The following is a 15,997-nucleotide window of genomic DNA, read 5'->3' on the forward strand; positions in this document are numbered from 1 at the left end:
GAAATCGGCTACTGCGCGCTTTGACAGCGCACGCTACGCCGGACGCCACTCAGGCCGCGCCAGGCGTAGGGCCTCAATCGGCATCATACCCCAGATTGGGGGCCAGCCACCGCTCAACCTCGCTGACGCTCATGCCTTTGCGCGCCGCATAATCTTCAACCTGATCGCGCTGGATCTGTGCCACGGCGAAATATTTGCTTTGCGGATGGCTGAAGTACCACCCGGACACCGCCGCCCCAGGCCACATGGCGAAGGATTCGGTCAGCACCATACCGGTATGGCGATTAACGTCCAACAGTTGCCAGATTTCGGCCTTCTCGGTGTGCTCCGGGCAGGCCGGATATCCCGGTGCCGGACGGATACCCTGATAATTTTCGCGGATCAATTCTTCATTGTTGAGGTTTTCGTCGGCCGCAAACCCCCAGTGCAGCTTGCGTACCTGTTCATGCAGATACTCGGCGAATGCCTCGGCCAGACGGTCTGACAGCGCCTTCACCATGATTTTGTTGTAGTCATCGTGCTGTGCGTCGTAGGCTGCCGCCAGATCGTCCTCTTCCAGCCCGCCGGTCACGGCAAACGCGCCAAAGTAATCGGCCTTGCCGCTGCTTTTCGGCGCAACGAAATCCGCCAGACAGTAGTTGGGGAAATCGGTTTTTTCGGTCTGCTGGCGTAAATGACGGCTGACCACCAGCACCTCGTCGCGCCGTTCATCACGATAGATTTCCACGTCATCGCCCACGCTGTTTGCCGGGAACAGGCCGTAGACACCGCGCGGGTTCAGGCTATGCCTGGCCGCCAGCATATCCAACATCTGATTGGCGTCGTCGAACAGGCGTTTGGCTTCTTCACCCACCACCTCGTCTTGCAGAATGCGCGGGTATTTACCCGCCAGCGACCAGGTCATGAAGAACGGCGTCCAGTCGATGTAATGGCGCAGCGTGGCAATATCGGCCTCCACCGGGAACACGCCCAATTGCCGCGGCACCGGCGGGCTGTAGCTGTCCCAATCCAGCGCCATGGCGTTGGCGCGCGCCTTTTCCAGGCTGACCGGCGGGGTTCGCGGTTTTTTACGCCCATGCTGGATACGCACGGTTTCATACTCTTTACGCGTCCGGGCGACAAACGCGTCGCGCTGAGTGTCCGACAGCAGCGCCGACACCACGCCAACGGTGCGCGAGGCATTCTGCACGTAGGTGGTCGACCCGCTGTAGTTCTGTTCTATTTTCACCGCGGTATGGGCTTTGGAGGTGGTAGCGCCGCCAATCAGCAGCGGTAGCGTGAAACCCTGACGCTCCATTTCTTTTGCCACGTTGACCATTTCGTCCAGCGAGGGCGTGATCAGCCCCGACAGGCCAATAATATCAACGTTCTCGTCGCGCGCCGTCTTGAGAATTTTATCGGTCGGTACCATTACGCCGAGATCGATGATTTCATAGTTGTTGCACTGCAGTACCACACCGACGATATTCTTGCCGATGTCGTGTACATCCCCTTTCACCGTCGCCAGCAGGATCTTGCCGGCACTGCTGCCCTGCTGCTTGCTGGCCTGAATGTACGGTTCCAGATAGGCGACCGCCTGCTTCATCACCCGCGCGGACTTCACCACCTGCGGCAGGAACATTTTACCTTCACCGAACAGGTCACCAACCACGTTCATGCCGGCCATCAGCGGCCCTTCGATCACCTCAATCGGCCGCGTCGCCTGCTGGCGCGCTTCTTCGGTATCCAGTTCGATAAATTCGGTGATGCCTTTCACCAGCGAGTATTCCAACCGTTTGGCCACCGGCCAGCCACGCCATTCCGCCTGCTGAACCGCGACCTCGTTGTCTTTGCTGCCACGGTATTTTTCCGCCAGCTCCAGCAGGCGTTCAGTGCCGTCCGGCCGGCGGTTGAGCACCACATCTTCCACCGCGTCGCGCAACTCGGCGGACAGGTCGTCGTAAATCGCCAACTGGCCAGCGTTGACGATGCCCATATCCATGCCGTTGCGGATCGCGTGATAGAGAAACACCGCGTGGATCGCTTCGCGCACCGGATCGTTGCCACGGAACGAGAACGACACGTTGGAAACACCGCCGGAGATCATCGCATGCGGCAAATGAGTTTTAATGTCGGCGCAGGCTTCGATAAAGTCGACGGCGTAGTTGTTATGCTCGTCAATACCGGTTGCCACGGCGAAAATGTTGGGGTCAAAAATGATGTCTTCCGGCGGGAAGCCAACGCGTTCGGTCAGGATCTTGTAGGCGCGGCGGCAAATGTCGAACTTGCGTTCGCGGGTATCCGCCTGGCCAACCTCGTCAAACGCCATCACCACCACCGCTGCGCCGTAGCGACGTACCAGTTTTGCGTGGTGAATAAACGCCTCTTCGCCCTCTTTCATTGAAATCGAGTTGACGATGCCTTTGCCCTGAATGCACTTCAGGCCTTTTTCGATCACCTGCCATTTGGAGGAGTCGATCATGATTGGCACACGGGCGATGTCTGGCTCACCGGCAATCAGGTTGAGGAAACGCACCATCGCCGCTTCGGCGTCGAGCATGCCCTCGTCCATGTTGATGTCGATGATCTGCGCGCCGCTCTCCACCTGCTGACGCGCCACGTCCAGCGCTTCGTTATACTTTTCTTCTTTGATCAAGCGCTTGAAGCGTGCTGAGCCGGTGACATTGGTGCGCTCGCCGACGTTGACGAACAGCGATTTGGCGTCAATGTTCAGCGGCTCCAGGCCGGAAAGTCGGCAGGCGACCGGGATATCCGGCAGTCGACGCGGCGGCACGCCCTCAACCGCCTTGGCCATCGCCGCAATATGCGCCGGCGTGGTGCCGCAGCAACCGCCGATAATATTCAGGAAACCGGCATGCGCCCATTCGCTGACCTGCTTCGCCATTTCTTCGGCATCGAGATCGTATTCGCCAAAGGCGTTTGGCAGGCCGGCGTTGGGGTGTGCGGTAACGTAACTTTCACTAATTCGCGCCAGCTCCGCCACGTACTGGCGCAGTTCGTCCGGCCCCAATGCGCAGTTGAGGCCAAAGGACAGCGGTTTGACGTGGCGCAACGAGTTGTAGAACGCTTCGGTAGTCTGGCCGGAGAGCGTGCGGCCGGAAGCATCAGTGATGGTGCCGGAAATCATGATCGGCAGCGTCACCCCCAGCGCTTCGAATTCGGTTTCAACGGCAAATGCGGCGGCTTTGGCGTTCAGGGTATCAAAGATGGTTTCGATCATGATCAGATCGACACCGCCGGCCACCAGCGCGCGGGTGGACTCGCGATAGGCGGCGACCAACTCATCAAACGACACATTACGAAAAGCCGGATCGTTGACATTCGGCGAAATGGACGCGGTGCGGTTGGTTGGACCGAGCACCCCAGCCACGTAGCGCGGCCGTTGCGGCGTGCGCGCCGTCCACGCATCGGCGCAGGCGCGCGCCAGGCAGGCGGCCTGATAATTGATTTCGGCTGACAGCGATTCCATATGGTAATCGGCCATGGCGATCGGGGTAGCGTTAAAGGTATTGGTTTCGAGAATATCGGCGCCGGCGGCCAGGTAGTCGTCATGTATGGCGGTAATGATTTCCGGCCGGGTCAACACCAGCAGGTCGTTGTTGCCTTTCAGATCGCTCTGCCAGTCGGCAAAACGTTCGCCGCGATAGTCTTCTTCCAGCAGCCCATAGCTCTGGATCATGGTGCCCATACCGCCGTCCAGCAGCAAAATGCGCTGCGCAAGCTGCTGACGCAGTTGTTCTACTCGATTCGTCACTGTAACCCCTTCTCCCCTCGCTATTCCACGCCTCGCCGGCGCCAGCTGCGCGACGTTGTTCGCCCACGACGGGCTTTATTGTTCGGGCTGCGCCTTGCTGCAACGTAAAACCTACGGGCCTGTAATGCCATCAGCCAATCGTTCTAAAAACGAACCATCCTAGCACAGTAAAGTGAGGCAGAGGGGGCAGCACCAATTGAGAGTTTTTCAGGATAGAGATTTAACACATCCGATGAGCGCAATCACATATTGCAATTCATACTCAAAAAACGAAAATGAATTCCATAATACGGAAAAAGGAAGCTTGAACATGGCCACACCCGTTCCTGCCAAACGCGGCAAGAAACCGCGCGCCACCGCTGCGGCTACCAGCAGCGCCACCGGACAGGTGCAATCACTGACCCGCGGCCTGAAATTGCTGGAATACATCGCCGAAGCACAGGGTAATGTCGCGCTGACCGATCTGGCTCAGCAGGCAGGCCTGCCGAATTCCACCACCCACCGCCTGTTGACTACCATGCAGCAGCAAGGTTTCGTACGCCAGGTGGGCGATCTGGGTCTGTGGACCATTGGCTCGCATGCGTTTGTGGTCGGCAGCAGCTTCCTGCAAAGCCGCAACCTGCTGGCGATGGTGCACCCGACGCTGCGCCGTTTGATGGAGGAGTCCGGTGAAACCGTCAATCTGGCGGTGCTGGATACCAGTGAATATCAGGCGATTATTATCGATCAAGTACAATGTACCGCGTTGATGCGCATGTCGGCGCCCATCGGCGGTAAATTGCCGATGCACGCATCCGGCGCAGGCAAAGCGTTTCTCTCCACTCTGTCCGACGAGCAGGTCACCAGGCTGTTGCACCAGAAGGGCATGCAGACCTATACCCCGCATACCCTGACGCCGCATAACCTGAAGGAAGGACTGGCGCAGATCCGCAAGCAGGGGTTTTCCTTTGATGATGAAGAACATGCGCTGGGACTACGCTGCGTTGCGGCCTGTATTTTTGATGAGCATCGCGAAGCGTTCGCGGCGATTTCCATTTCCGGGCCGGTGTCGCGCATTACCGATAACCGCGTTATCGAACTGGGCGCGCTGGTGATCCATGCGGCGAAAGAGATAAGCCTGGCCTACGGCGGCGTACGCTGATTTGCCTCTCCTTTCCCTGCGGTACCGGCCTTGTGGGGAAAGGGCCTCCCCTCCATCACTCTCCTATCGCGTGATACCACCACCCGCATAATTCCTGTACGAAAAGTTTGATTCCGATCACAGTTAATGACGGCAAAAGGTAAAGCTGATTGCCTCCGACGCCGCTTGCACCGACAATGTTACCGATAACATGTTACCGGTAACAAAGACACCGCAAGGTAACGATACCCATCGCGTTTGGAGCTAAGCCATGACCAATAATCAAAACCGTATCTACGTCATCATGGGCGTTTCCGGCAGTGGCAAATCTGCCGTCGCCGGTGCCGTTGCCCGCCAACTTTCCGCCGGTTTTCTGGATGGCGACTTCCTGCACCCACGCAGCAATATCATGAAAATGGCCGACGGCGTGGCGCTGAACGACGACGATCGCGCACCCTGGCTGGCGGCGCTCAATGACGCCGCGTTCGCCATGCAACGCACCAATAACGTGTCGATTATCGTGTGCTCCGCGCTGAAAAAGCACTACCGCGATCGTCTGCGCGCCGGTAACGGCAACCTGTCGTTTATTTATCTGCACGGCGACCTGCCGGTGATCGAAGCGCGCCTCAGCGCCCGCAAAGGCCATTTCTTTAAACCACAGATGCTGGTATCGCAGTTTGACGCACTGGAACAGCCAGGTATTGATGAAAGTGATGTGATGGCGGTGGATATCAACCAGCCGCTGGAAGGGGTGATTGCCGATACCTTGCAACATATTCAAAGCTTTATGCCGCAGGAAGACTGCGCGTAAGTAAATAGCGCCTCCGGCTCGGCGGATCACCTCGGCGAGCCCTCGTTAAATTCGACACCTTTAAAACAACACCATGATTGGCCCTGGCATCACCGGGCCCGCCATTACTGGCGATAACTATAACGACAATGTGAGGAAGGTATGATTAATTCAACCCTATCCCGTGTAACACAGCGCATTATTGAACGCTCCAAAGGCAGCCGCGCCGCCTATCTGGCACGAATCGACGCCGCCCGCAGCCAAACCGTGCATCGCGCCCAACTGGCCTGCGGTAATCTGGCACACGGCTTTGCCGCCTGCCAACCGGAAGATAAAAACGCGCTGAAAAACATGGTGCGCAGCGATATCGCCATCATCACCGCCTACAACGATATGCTGTCCGCCCACCAGCCCTACGAAGATTATCCGCAGAAGCTGAAACAGGCGTTGAACGCCGTCGGGGCGGTCGGTCAGGTGGCCGGTGGCGTACCGGCAATGTGCGACGGTGTGACCCAGGGACAGGACGGCATGGAACTGTCGCTGATGAGCCGAGATGTGATCGCCATGTCGGCGGCGGTCGGGCTGTCGCATAATATGTTCGATGGCGCGCTGTTCCTCGGCATCTGCGACAAGATTGTTCCGGGGCTGGTGATGTCCGCGCTGTCGTTCGGCCATTTGCCTGCGGTGTTCGTGCCCGCCGGACCGATGAGCAGCGGCCTGCCAAATAAAGAGAAAGTCCGCGTGCGTCAGCTGTATGCCGAAGGCAAGGCAGACCGCCAGGCACTGCTGGAGGCGGAATCCGCCTCGTATCATAGCATTGGCACCTGTACGTTCTACGGCACAGCCAATACCAACCAGATGATCATGGAAGTGATGGGCCTGCACCTGCCGGGCGCCTCGTTTGTGCATCCGGATACGCCGCTGCGCGCCGCGCTTACCGATGCCGCCGCTCGCCAGGTCACTCGCCTGACCGAAACCGCCGGCAATTATCTGCCCATCGGCCAGTTGATGGACGAAAAAGTGGTGGTCAACGGCATCGTTTCGCTGCTGGCCACCGGCGGCTCCACCAACCTGACCATGCATATGGTGGCCATGGCGCGCGCCGCCGGTATCATCATCAACTGGGATGATTTTTCCGAGTTGTCGGACGCCGTGCCGCTACTGTGCCGCATTTACCCCAACGGCCCGGCCGATATCAACCAGTTCCAGGCCGCCGGTGGCGTGCAATTGGTAGTGCGCGAACTGTTGAAACATGGCTTGCTGCACCGTGACGTACACACCGTCGCCGGATTTGGCCTTGAGCGTTACACCCAGGAACCGTGGCTGGACAACGGCAACCTGGCATGGCGCGACGGCGCGGAAAGCTCGCTCGATCCTCAGGTTATCGCCAGCATCGCCCAGCCGTTCGAGCACCACGGCGGGACCAAGGTGCTGTCCGGCAATCTTGGTCGCGCGGTGATGAAAACCTCGGCCGTGCCGGCGGATAACCAGATTATCGAAGCACCGGCGGTGGTGTTTGACAGTCAGCACGACATCGTTCCAGCCTTCGAAGCCGGACTGCTGAACAAAGACTGCGTGGTGGTGGTGCGTTTCCAGGGGCCGCAGGCCAATGGCATGCCAGAACTGCACAAGTTGATGCCGCCGCTTGGCGTGCTGATGGATCGTGGTTTCAAGGTGGCGCTGGTGACCGATGGTCGACTGTCTGGTGCTTCCGGCAAAGTCCCCTCCGCCATCCACGTTACGCCGGAAGCCTATACCGGCGGTATGTTGGCGAAAGTACGTAACGGCGACATCATCCGCGTCAATGGCCGCAGCGGCGAACTGGAACTGCGGGTTGATGCGGCCGAACTGGCCGCGCGCGAAGCGTATCTCCCAGATCTGAACGCCGAGCACATCGGCTGCGGGCGCGAACTGTTTGGCGCACTGCGCAGCCAGCTTTCTGGCGCGGAACAGGGTGCCTGCTGCATCAAATTTTAATCGACGGGGAAACGCGGCCGTGGGGGCGTCATCCTGTTATCGGCCGTCGGTTTCCCGCCCCAACGTTGAAGAGAGAGTAAATGAAGAATTGGAAAACGAGCGCCGAGCAGATTCTGAGCGCCGGCCCGGTAGTACCGGTGATTGTCATTAACAAACTGGAGCATGCGGTGCCGCTGGCGAAGGCGCTGGTCGCCGGCGGCGTACGGGTGTTGGAAGTGACGCTGCGTACCGCCTGTGCCATCGACGCGATTCGCGCCATCGCCGACGCGGTACCAGACGCCATCATCGGTGCCGGCACCGTCATTAATCCTAAGCAATTACAACAGGTGACCGAGGCTGGCGCGCAGTTCGCCATCAGTCCTGGCCTGACCGCCGAGCTGCTGAGCGCCGCAACCGCCGGCAGCATTCCCTTGATTCCGGGTATCAGCACCGTGTCTGAACTGATGCTGGGTATGGACCATGGTCTGCGTGAATTCAAGTTCTTCCCGGCGGAAGCCAACGGCGGTGTGAAAGCGCTGCAGGCCATCTGCGGTCCGTTCCCACAGGTGCGCTTCTGCCCAACCGGCGGTATTTCACCTGGCAACTACCGTGACTATCTGGCGCTGAACAGCGTGCTGTGCATCGGTGGTTCCTGGCTGGTGCCTGCCGATGCGCTGGAAAGCGGCGACTATGCGCGTATTACCGAGCTGGCTCGCGCAGCCGTCGCCGGCGCGCAGGCATAAGCAGTAATAAGAGCGCAGGCCGCTGCGCTCTTATACCGTCGCGGAGGTTGCCGGCAGATCCGCGCCGCTGCGCTGGCTGAAACGCCGTTTTTTGCGGTAGGCGAACACGTCTTCAACGTGCCCCTGACGAATGCGCTGCTGCAAACCGCGCCAGTATTGCGCGGTAAATAAATCGCCGTGCAACTCTTCAAACACCTGGCGGATCCGTCGATCGCTGCACAGGAAGTGGCGGAACTCCTCCGGGAACACATCATTGGGTGACGTGCTGTACCACGGTTCGCTGGCCAATTCGTCTTCCGGGTAACGTGGCGGCGGAATATCGCGAAAATTCACTTCGGTCATGTAACAGATTTCGTCATAATCATAGAACACTACCCGCCCATGGCGGGTAACGCCAAAATTCTTGAACAGCATATCGCCCGGGAAAATATTGGCCGCCGCCAGCTGCTTTATCGCATTGCCGTATTCTTCAATCGCATCACGCAACTGCCGATCGCTGGCCTGCTCAAGGTACAGGTTGAGCGGCGTCATGCGGCGCTCCATGTACAAATGTCTGATAACGATCTGCTCACCCAGATCTACCAGTTTTTCCGGCACTTCGCGCTGTAACTCCGCCATCAGTTCCGGGCTGATGCGCGCCTTGTCGATGACGAAGTTTTCATACTCTTGCGTATCCGCCATTCGCCCAACGCGATCGTGCTCTTTCACCAACTGATAGCAGGCCATCACCTGCGCCTGGGTAACCTCTTTTTGCGGTGCGAACTGGTCTTTGATCACCTTGAATACCCGATCGAACGACGGCAGGGTAAATACCAGCATCACCATGCCCTTAACCCCCGGCGCAATAATGAACTGCTGTTGCGAAGCGGACATAAACGTCAGATATTCTCGGTAACATTCTGTTTTACCGTGTTTTTGGCAGCCAATCGCCATATAAAGTTCGGCGGTGGTCTTACCTGGCAAAATTTCACGCAGCCATTCAACCATCGCCGCCGGCAGCGGTGCATACACCATAAAGTAGGAACGGGCGAAGCCAAACACGATGCTGGCCTCCTCCTTGCGGGTCAGACAGGTATCGATAAACAGCGCCCCCGCATCGCTACGGTGGATCGGCAGCAGAAACGGGAATACCCCGTCTACGGTACGCAGTTTACCCACCAGCCAGGCCGCCTTATTGCGGTAAAACAGCTCGTTGGCAATGTGGAAAGTCGCACCGGACAGCTGTGCGGCGCTGAAATCCTGCTGCAACGCCGCCGTGATGTAACCAATGTCGCGTGGCAAATCCTCCCACGGCAGACGCAGCGGCAAGTCGCTTAACAGATTATTCAGCATCGCCGGTAATGAGTCGTTGGCCATGAAATCCCGCGCCAACGGGCGCGGAATATCGCGAAAACGCCGTTCGGGCTGCGAACTGAAGACAAACAGTTTATCCGGCGTAAGATCGCGGTGTTTGAACAGGCGGCAATAGACCGAATTGAAGAAGCTTTCGGCGATTTCAAAACGCGGATAATCCGGCAACAGCTCGGTATACACCGCCTTCACCCGGCAGGGGAACAGCGCATCGAAGTACTTTTGCCCGGTGATGCATTTAAGCTGTTCCACCACCAACCCCACGTGGTGGTCGTAGAGATGGATACGTTTTTTCATCGCCTGTTGCACTGCCGGCCAGTCGGCCCGTTCAAAGCGCTGTTGCGCCCCGGCGGTGACCTCCAGAAAGCGGCCATACTGTGCATCAAAACCTTGCAGGATGGTCTGCGCGATCAACAATTCCAGTTTTGCCGCCATCGTGTGCTCCCCCCAACGGATGAGGCCGGGATGCCGGCCCTCTAAGCATGCCAACCCCAAACCGTCGGCTCAGCGCTAGAACTGCTGCTCTTCGGTCGATCCGGTCAGTGCTGTGACGGACGAGGCACCTCCCTGGATCACCGTAGTGACCTTATCGAAATAACCGGTGCCCACCTCCTGCTGGTGCGAGGCAAAGGTATAGCCACGGCTGACGGCATCAAACTCCGGCTGCTGCACTTTGTCGACGTAGTGCTTCATGCCTTCGCCCTGCGCATAGGCATGCGCCAGATCGAACATGTTGAACCACATGCTGTGTATGCCAGCCAGCGTGATGAACTGGTATTTGTAGCCCATCGCCGACAGTTCGTCCTGGAAGCGGGCAATGGTCTGATCGTCGAGGTTCTTTTTCCAGTTGAACGACGGCGAACAGTTATAGGCCAGCAACTTGCCCGGGAATTTGGCGTGGATGGCATCGGCAAAGCGCTTGGCGGCCGCCAAATCCGGCGTCGAGGTTTCACACCACACCAGATCGGCATAAGGTGCATAGGCCAGACCACGGCTGATCGCCTGCTCGATGCCGGCATGGGTACGGAAGAAGCCTTCGGCGGTGCGCTCACCGCTGATGAATGTGCTGTCGTACGGGTCACAGTCCGAGGTCAGCAGATCGGCCGCGTCGGCGTCGGTACGAGCAATCAGCAGCGTCGGTACGCCCAGTACATCGGCTGCCAAGCGCGCCGCGACCAGTTTCTGAATCGCTTCCTGCGTTGGCACCAATACCTTGCCGCCCATATGGCCGCATTTTTTAACCGCCGCCAATTGATCTTCAAAGTGCACGCCGGCCGCGCCGGCTTCAATCATCGCCTTCATCAGCTCAAAGGCATTCAGTACGCCGCCAAAACCGGCCTCCGCATCGGCAACGATCGGCAGGAAATAATCGGTATAACCCTGGCTGCCCGGCTCGATTTTATTCGCCCACTGGATCTGATCGGCACGGCGGAAGCTGTTATTGATGCGCTCAACCACTGCCGGAACCGAATCAACCGGATACAGCGACTGGTCAGGATACATCGCCGACGCGCTGTTGGCGTCAGCCGCTACCTGCCAGCCTGACAGATAGATCGCCTCGACGCCGGCCTTGGCCTGTTGCAGCGCCTGCCCACCGGTTAACGCCCCCAGGCTGTTGACGTAGCCCTTGCGCGATTTGCCATGCAGCAGTTCCCACAGTTTGACGGCACCGTTTTGCGCCAGCGTACACGCCGGGTTAACCGAACCACGCAGGTTGATTACGTCTTGCGCACTGTACGGGCGGGTAATGCCTTCCCAGCGTGCCGATGTCCAGTCCTGTTCCAGCTGTTCAATCTGTTGGGTACGAGAGAGAGTCATAATTTTATCCTTGAGTTGTAGGGTTAATTATCAGCAGCGGTTCAGGCCAGGAGCTCATAACCGGGTAAGGTCAGGAAATCGATTAATTCATCCTGGGTGGTAATACGCTCCATCAGGCGTGCCGCTTCTTGGTAGCGGCCGGCGTTAAAACGTGTCTCGCCGACTTCATCGCGTATCACCGACATCTCTTCTTTCAGCATCTGGCAGAACAGCGCCTTGGTAACCGGCAGTCCGTCGCTGAGGGATTTTTCGTGGTGGATCCATTGCCAAATCGAGGTACGGGAAATCTCCGCCGTAGCGGCGTCTTCCATCAGGCCGTAAATCGGTACGCAGCCGTTACCGGAAATCCATGCCTCAATGTATTGCACCGCTACGCGAATGTTGGCACGCATGCCCGCTGCGGTACGCTCGCCTTCACAAGGCTCCAGCAGTTGCTCGGCGGTGATCGGCGCGTCGTTTTCACGCAGCACCGCCAACTGGTTCTGGCGTTCGCCCAGCGCGTGGTTAAACACCTCCATGACGGTATCCGCCAGTCCGGGGTGCGCTACCCAGGTGCCGTCATGACCATTGTCGGCTTCCAGCTGTTTGTCGGCGCGCACCTTATCCAATACCACGGCATTTTGCTCCGCCTCCTTGCTGGGGATAAATGCCGCCATGCCGCCCATGGCAAACGCACCGCGCCTGTGGCAGGTTTTAATCAGCAACCGAGAATAGGCGCTGAGGAACGGTTTATTCATGGTCACCGACTGGCGATCCGGCAGCACCCGGTCGCCATGGTTCTTCAGCGTTTTGATATAGCTGAAGATGTAATCCCAGCGGCCGCAGTTCAGCCCGACGATATGATCGCGCAGGTGATAGAGGATTTCGTCCATCTGGAAGACTGCCGGTAAGGTTTCAATCAACACCGTGGCCTTGATGGTGCCACGCGGCAGAGCAAAACGATCTTCGGCAAAGCTGAAGACCTCGCTCCACCAGGCAGCCTCCTGCCAGGATTGGGTTTTCGGCAGGTAAAAATACGGGCCGCTGCCGTTAGCCAGCAACTGGCGATAGTTATGGAAGAAATAGAGTGCGAAATCGAACAGGCCGCCAGGAATCGCTTCGCCATGCCACTGCACGTGTTTTTCCGGCAGATGCAGCCCACGAACGCGAGCAATCAGCACCGCCGGATTGGGCTTCAGTTGATAAATTTTACCGGCTTCATTGGTATAGGAAATGGTGCCGTTAACCGCATCGTGCAGATTGATTTGCCCATCGATGACCTTTTCCCAGCTCGGTGCCAGCGAATCTTCAAAGTCGGCCATGAATACCTTGACGTTGGCGTTCAGCGCATTGATCACCATTTTGCGCTCAACCGGCCCGGTAATTTCTACCCGACGGTCACGTAAATCAGCCGGAATGCCACGGATAACCCATTCACTTTCACGAATGGAACTGGTTTCCGAAATAAATCCTGGCAGCGCACCGCGATCGATATCTGCCTGCCAGGCGCTGCGCGCCGCCAAGAGTTTGTTACGCTGTGGGGTAAATTTACTGACCAATTCTGTCAAAAACTCAACCGCATCATCCGTCAGAACCTGGCGCTCAGCGGCGCCAAAAGCCTGTGTAAAGGTTAACTCCGTGCCTACCATCTGCTGTGTCATTACCGTGCTCCTTCCCATCTTGCCGCTTTGCCATTGGCAATCGGCCGGTACCCATGCACCAAAATGCGTGCGCTTCAGGGCGGATATAAACCATCGCCAACTGGTCAGATCTGGTTCCGCGTGATCTAAGAATAACCAAGTAAATTTAAAAATCAAAAACGATTTCCATTTTTAAAATAAATATTTTATTAGTTGTTTTTTATCAAGTAGTTAACAAGGTTATTGCATAAAGCACATAAGGAAAGCACTTCCATATTAATATGGAATTGTAGCTAATAGGTTGTAATAGAAGGATTTTAACGATTAAAACAAGCAGGAGCGGAACGGGGGAGACGAACATCAGCATCGGGGCGGCCTCGATTCAGCCGCCAAAACCAGAGAAAGATTATTCGAGGGTCGGATTCATATGGCGCAGATCGAACGGGGTGATCTGATAAACAAAATAGTTCAGCCAATTGGTAAACAGCAGATGGCCATGGCTGCGCCAGGTAGCTTTTGGTGCGAGTTGAGGATTGTCATCAGGGAAGTAATTCAGTGGAACCGAGGGGTTAAGGCCGGCATCATAATCCCGACAATACTCTCCCGCCAGCGTCAACGCATCGTATTCTGGATGACCGGTAACAAACGCCAGTCGTTTGTCTTTGCTGGCAAACAGATAGGCGCCGGTTTGCTCCGACTCGGCCAAGATATCGAGATCGGTATATTGACGGATGATATCGGTGGGGAAGTCGGCATAACGCGAGTGCGGCGCCAAAAAGGTTTCGTCAAAACCACGGGTCAATAACGCGTGCGGTTGCAGCGTTTGATGCTGGTACACCCCGGACAACTTTACATCGCGCGTCATCTTGGGGATGCCGTACAGGATATTTAGCGCAGCCTGTACCGCCCAGCACACGAACAGCGTCGAGGTCACGTGATTCTTCGCCCAATCGATAACGCGTTCAATCTGAGGCCAGTAGGCGACGTCACAGAAATCAACCAGACCTAATGGCGCGCCGGTCACGATCAGGCCGTCAAAGTTTTCGTTTTGTATGTCTTCAAAATCACAATAGAAGTTATTCAGGTGCTCGGCCGGGGTGTTCTTTGATTCGCGGCTGTCGATACGCAGCAACTGAATGTCGATTTGCAGCGGAGAATTGGACAGCAGCCGCAGGAACTGGTTTTCCGTCTCGATCTTTTTCGGCATCAGGTTAAGGATCAGCACTTTCAATGGCCTGATTTCCTGTGTTTTTGCTCGTGAGGATGCCATGACAAAGACATTCTCATTTCGCAAGAAACTTACCGCAGGCAGCTCATCAGGAACACGAATCGGCATTACTTACCCCTCACACATCCGTTTATACGTTTAGACTTCTAGATGCCCGAAGATAACGTTTTTTCTGCGTAATGTCGAGCCTGTAACCGAAAGGTGAAAATGTTTCATTACCGGCACGGACAACGCCTAAATCAACGCTTACGCAGTACGCCGTCTGGATTGGCATTTACCATACCGCAGCTTTCACCATTGGTAATGATCATGTATTCACCTAATCGATGCAGCTTAAGCTCACAAGGGGTATCCGTCGGTTGCTGGGCCACTAAGCGCGCGTCCTGGTTCATTGCCGGCTCAGTAAACGGGAAGGTAAAACTGATACGGTTCGGATCTTGCCCCCCTCCGACAAACTGATATTCAGCCCGCGTTTTGGTCACTATCAACCGCCGCCGGCTATCATTGCTTGACCAGGATCCCTGCCAGCCTGTGGGCGCTACATTGTCCAATAACCGTACCGAATCAGCCTTTATCCAATTCGCCGTTTGTATTCCTTTGGCGCTAATGTAATAACCACAGCGATATCCCCGCTGTTCTGGCCCGACGACTAAGCGATCGCCCGGCACCAGGTAATTACGCCCTTGCTGGAAATGACCATTTTCTAAGTTGGGGTTATCATTCCAATCGCTTGGATAGCGGTATTCATAGAAGACGCTTTTGACTATTGTTTCAGCCAGTTGTGCCGTATCTTGCGGTTGTTCATCCTGCGCACCATAGCAAAACAACCCCGAATCAGCCACCGCGGGCACACTGCAAGTCAGGGCCAGAACGGTGGCGCAGCCGGTGAATATATTGCCTAGTTTCATTAGTTACTCCTGAAATACCTAAGGGAATAGCAGCAATTGTACTCAATTCCTCGCTCTGTGGGCTATAAAGGTCAAACCACCGGTAAAACACCAAAAGACAGGCAAATAGAACAGGTCAATCGATAAGATATCGGGAAAAAGATATGAAAAAGCCCCATGCTGTCGCATGGGGCTGTTGAAATGGATGCCTGCCCGTGTCCTGCAATATTCGTTTCATGCGAAGATTCTCCCCTACGGCGTTCCCATCCGTTCCAGACGGATACCATACTTGGGCGGCACAGCAACTGACAGACAAAACAAAAAGCCCCACGCTTTCGCGTAGGGCTTGTTGCTTTATTTGATGCTTGGCAGTGTCCTACTCTCGCATGGGGAGACCCCACACTACCATCGGCGCTACGGCGTTTCACTTCTGAGTTCGGCATGGGGTCAGGTGGGACCACCGCGCTATTGCCGCCAAGCAAATTCTTTTTCTGCCGAACTTCTCAACCCACTTAAATAAAGTGGTGCTGATACCCAGAGTCGAACTGGGGACCTCACCCTTACCAAGGGTGCGCTCTACCAACTGAGCCATATCAGCACACTAATTTGATGCCTGGCAGTGTCCTACTCTCGCATGGGGAGACCCCACACTACCATCGGCGCTACGGCGTTTCACTTCTGAGTTCGGCATGGGGTCAGGTGGGACCACCGCGCTATTGCCGCCAGGCAAAT

At 56.5% G+C, this 15,997-nt stretch carries 10 protein-coding genes, 1 tRNA gene and 2 rRNA genes; 4 read left to right on the forward strand and 9 right to left on the reverse strand.

The window, feature by feature from the left end; genetic code table 11:
- Window positions 1-73 precede the first annotated feature (73 nt).
- A complete protein-coding gene (metH, locus tag AC2AXP_RS12350; RefSeq protein WP_484381706.1) occupies window positions 74-3,754 on the reverse strand; it encodes a methionine synthase in 3,681 nt (1,226 codons plus the stop codon).
- Window positions 3,755-4,064: 310 nt separating this feature from the next.
- Between metH and iclR the strand changes: the two genes are divergently transcribed.
- From iclR to AC2AXP_RS12370, 4 genes are all read left to right on the forward strand, one after another.
- Complete coding sequence (gene iclR, locus AC2AXP_RS12355) at window positions 4,065-4,895, forward strand: glyoxylate bypass operon transcriptional repressor IclR (protein ID WP_004957820.1); 831 nt, start codon at window positions 4,065-4,067, stop codon at window positions 4,893-4,895.
- A gap of 250 nt (window positions 4,896-5,145) precedes the next feature.
- Window positions 5,146-5,685 carry a gluconokinase gene (gene gntK / locus AC2AXP_RS12360; RefSeq protein ID WP_004957818.1) on the forward strand — a complete coding sequence of 180 codons (540 nt, stop codon included), beginning with the start codon at window positions 5,146-5,148 and terminating at the stop codon, window positions 5,683-5,685.
- A 141-nt stretch (window positions 5,686-5,826) separates the two neighbouring features.
- Window positions 5,827-7,641, forward strand: a complete 1,815-nt coding sequence (gene edd / locus AC2AXP_RS12365) for a phosphogluconate dehydratase (protein WP_484381707.1) — start codon at window positions 5,827-5,829, stop codon at window positions 7,639-7,641.
- Between the two features lie 80 nt (window positions 7,642-7,721).
- Window positions 7,722-8,363 (forward strand): bifunctional 4-hydroxy-2-oxoglutarate aldolase/2-dehydro-3-deoxy-phosphogluconate aldolase, encoded by a 642-nt coding sequence (locus AC2AXP_RS12370; RefSeq protein ID WP_004957809.1) that lies wholly within the window; start codon window positions 7,722-7,724, stop codon window positions 8,361-8,363.
- A 30-nt stretch (window positions 8,364-8,393) separates the two neighbouring features.
- Here AC2AXP_RS12370 and aceK read toward each other — a convergent pair whose 3' ends face one another.
- The 8 genes from aceK to rrf (AC2AXP_RS12410) form a co-directional block, all read right to left on the reverse strand.
- A complete protein-coding gene (gene aceK, locus AC2AXP_RS12375) occupies window positions 8,394-10,148 on the reverse strand; it encodes a bifunctional isocitrate dehydrogenase kinase/phosphatase (RefSeq protein WP_484381708.1) in 1,755 nt (584 codons plus the stop codon).
- 75 nt (window positions 10,149-10,223) lie between these two features.
- Window positions 10,224-11,531 carry an isocitrate lyase gene (gene aceA / locus AC2AXP_RS12380; protein ID WP_484381709.1) on the reverse strand — a complete coding sequence of 436 codons (1,308 nt, stop codon included), beginning with the start codon at window positions 11,529-11,531 and terminating at the stop codon, window positions 10,224-10,226.
- A 41-nt stretch (window positions 11,532-11,572) separates the two neighbouring features.
- Window positions 11,573-13,171 (reverse strand): malate synthase A, encoded by a 1,599-nt coding sequence (aceB, locus tag AC2AXP_RS12385; RefSeq protein WP_004957802.1) that lies wholly within the window; start codon window positions 13,169-13,171, stop codon window positions 11,573-11,575.
- 385 nt (window positions 13,172-13,556) lie between these two features.
- The gene (gene metA / locus AC2AXP_RS12390; protein ID WP_004957799.1) at window positions 13,557-14,486 is read right to left on the reverse strand and encodes a homoserine O-acetyltransferase MetA; all 930 of its coding nucleotides are present in this window, start codon (window positions 14,484-14,486) and stop codon (window positions 13,557-13,559) included.
- A gap of 131 nt (window positions 14,487-14,617) precedes the next feature.
- A complete protein-coding gene (locus AC2AXP_RS12395) occupies window positions 14,618-15,286 on the reverse strand; it encodes a hypothetical protein (RefSeq protein WP_004957797.1) in 669 nt (222 codons plus the stop codon).
- A gap of 342 nt (window positions 15,287-15,628) precedes the next feature.
- Window positions 15,629-15,744 (reverse strand): 5S ribosomal RNA (gene rrf, locus AC2AXP_RS12400).
- Between the two features lie 43 nt (window positions 15,745-15,787).
- Window positions 15,788-15,863 (reverse strand) — tRNA-Thr (locus AC2AXP_RS12405).
- A 13-nt stretch (window positions 15,864-15,876) separates the two neighbouring features.
- A 5S ribosomal RNA gene (rrf, locus tag AC2AXP_RS12410) occupies window positions 15,877-15,992 on the reverse strand.
- Window positions 15,993-15,997 lie beyond the last annotated feature (5 nt).

This window comes from Serratia sp. Sp408 (genome assembly GCF_057180665.1).

Bases quoted from the DNA above. Each gene is read 5' to 3' on its own strand.
- iclR (WP_004957820.1), top strand. From the start codon at position 4,065: ATGGCCACACCCGTTCCTGCCAAACGCGGCAAGAAACCGCGCGCCACC.
- gntK (WP_004957818.1), top strand. From the start codon at position 5,146: ATGACCAATAATCAAAACCGTATCTACGTCATCATGGGCGTTTCCGGC.
- edd (WP_484381707.1), top strand. From the start codon at position 5,827: ATGATTAATTCAACCCTATCCCGTGTAACACAGCGCATTATTGAACGC.
- AC2AXP_RS12370 (WP_004957809.1), top strand. From the start codon at position 7,722: ATGAAGAATTGGAAAACGAGCGCCGAGCAGATTCTGAGCGCCGGCCCG.
- aceK (WP_484381708.1), bottom strand. From the start codon at position 10,148: ATGGCGGCAAAACTGGAATTGTTGATCGCGCAGACCATCCTGCAAGGT.
- aceA (WP_484381709.1), bottom strand. From the start codon at position 11,531: ATGACTCTCTCTCGTACCCAACAGATTGAACAGCTGGAACAGGACTGG.
- aceB (WP_004957802.1), bottom strand. From the start codon at position 13,171: ATGACACAGCAGATGGTAGGCACGGAGTTAACCTTTACACAGGCTTTT.
- metA (WP_004957799.1), bottom strand. From the start codon at position 14,486: ATGCCGATTCGTGTTCCTGATGAGCTGCCTGCGGTAAGTTTCTTGCGA.
- AC2AXP_RS12395 (WP_004957797.1), bottom strand. From the start codon at position 15,286: ATGAAACTAGGCAATATATTCACCGGCTGCGCCACCGTTCTGGCCCTG.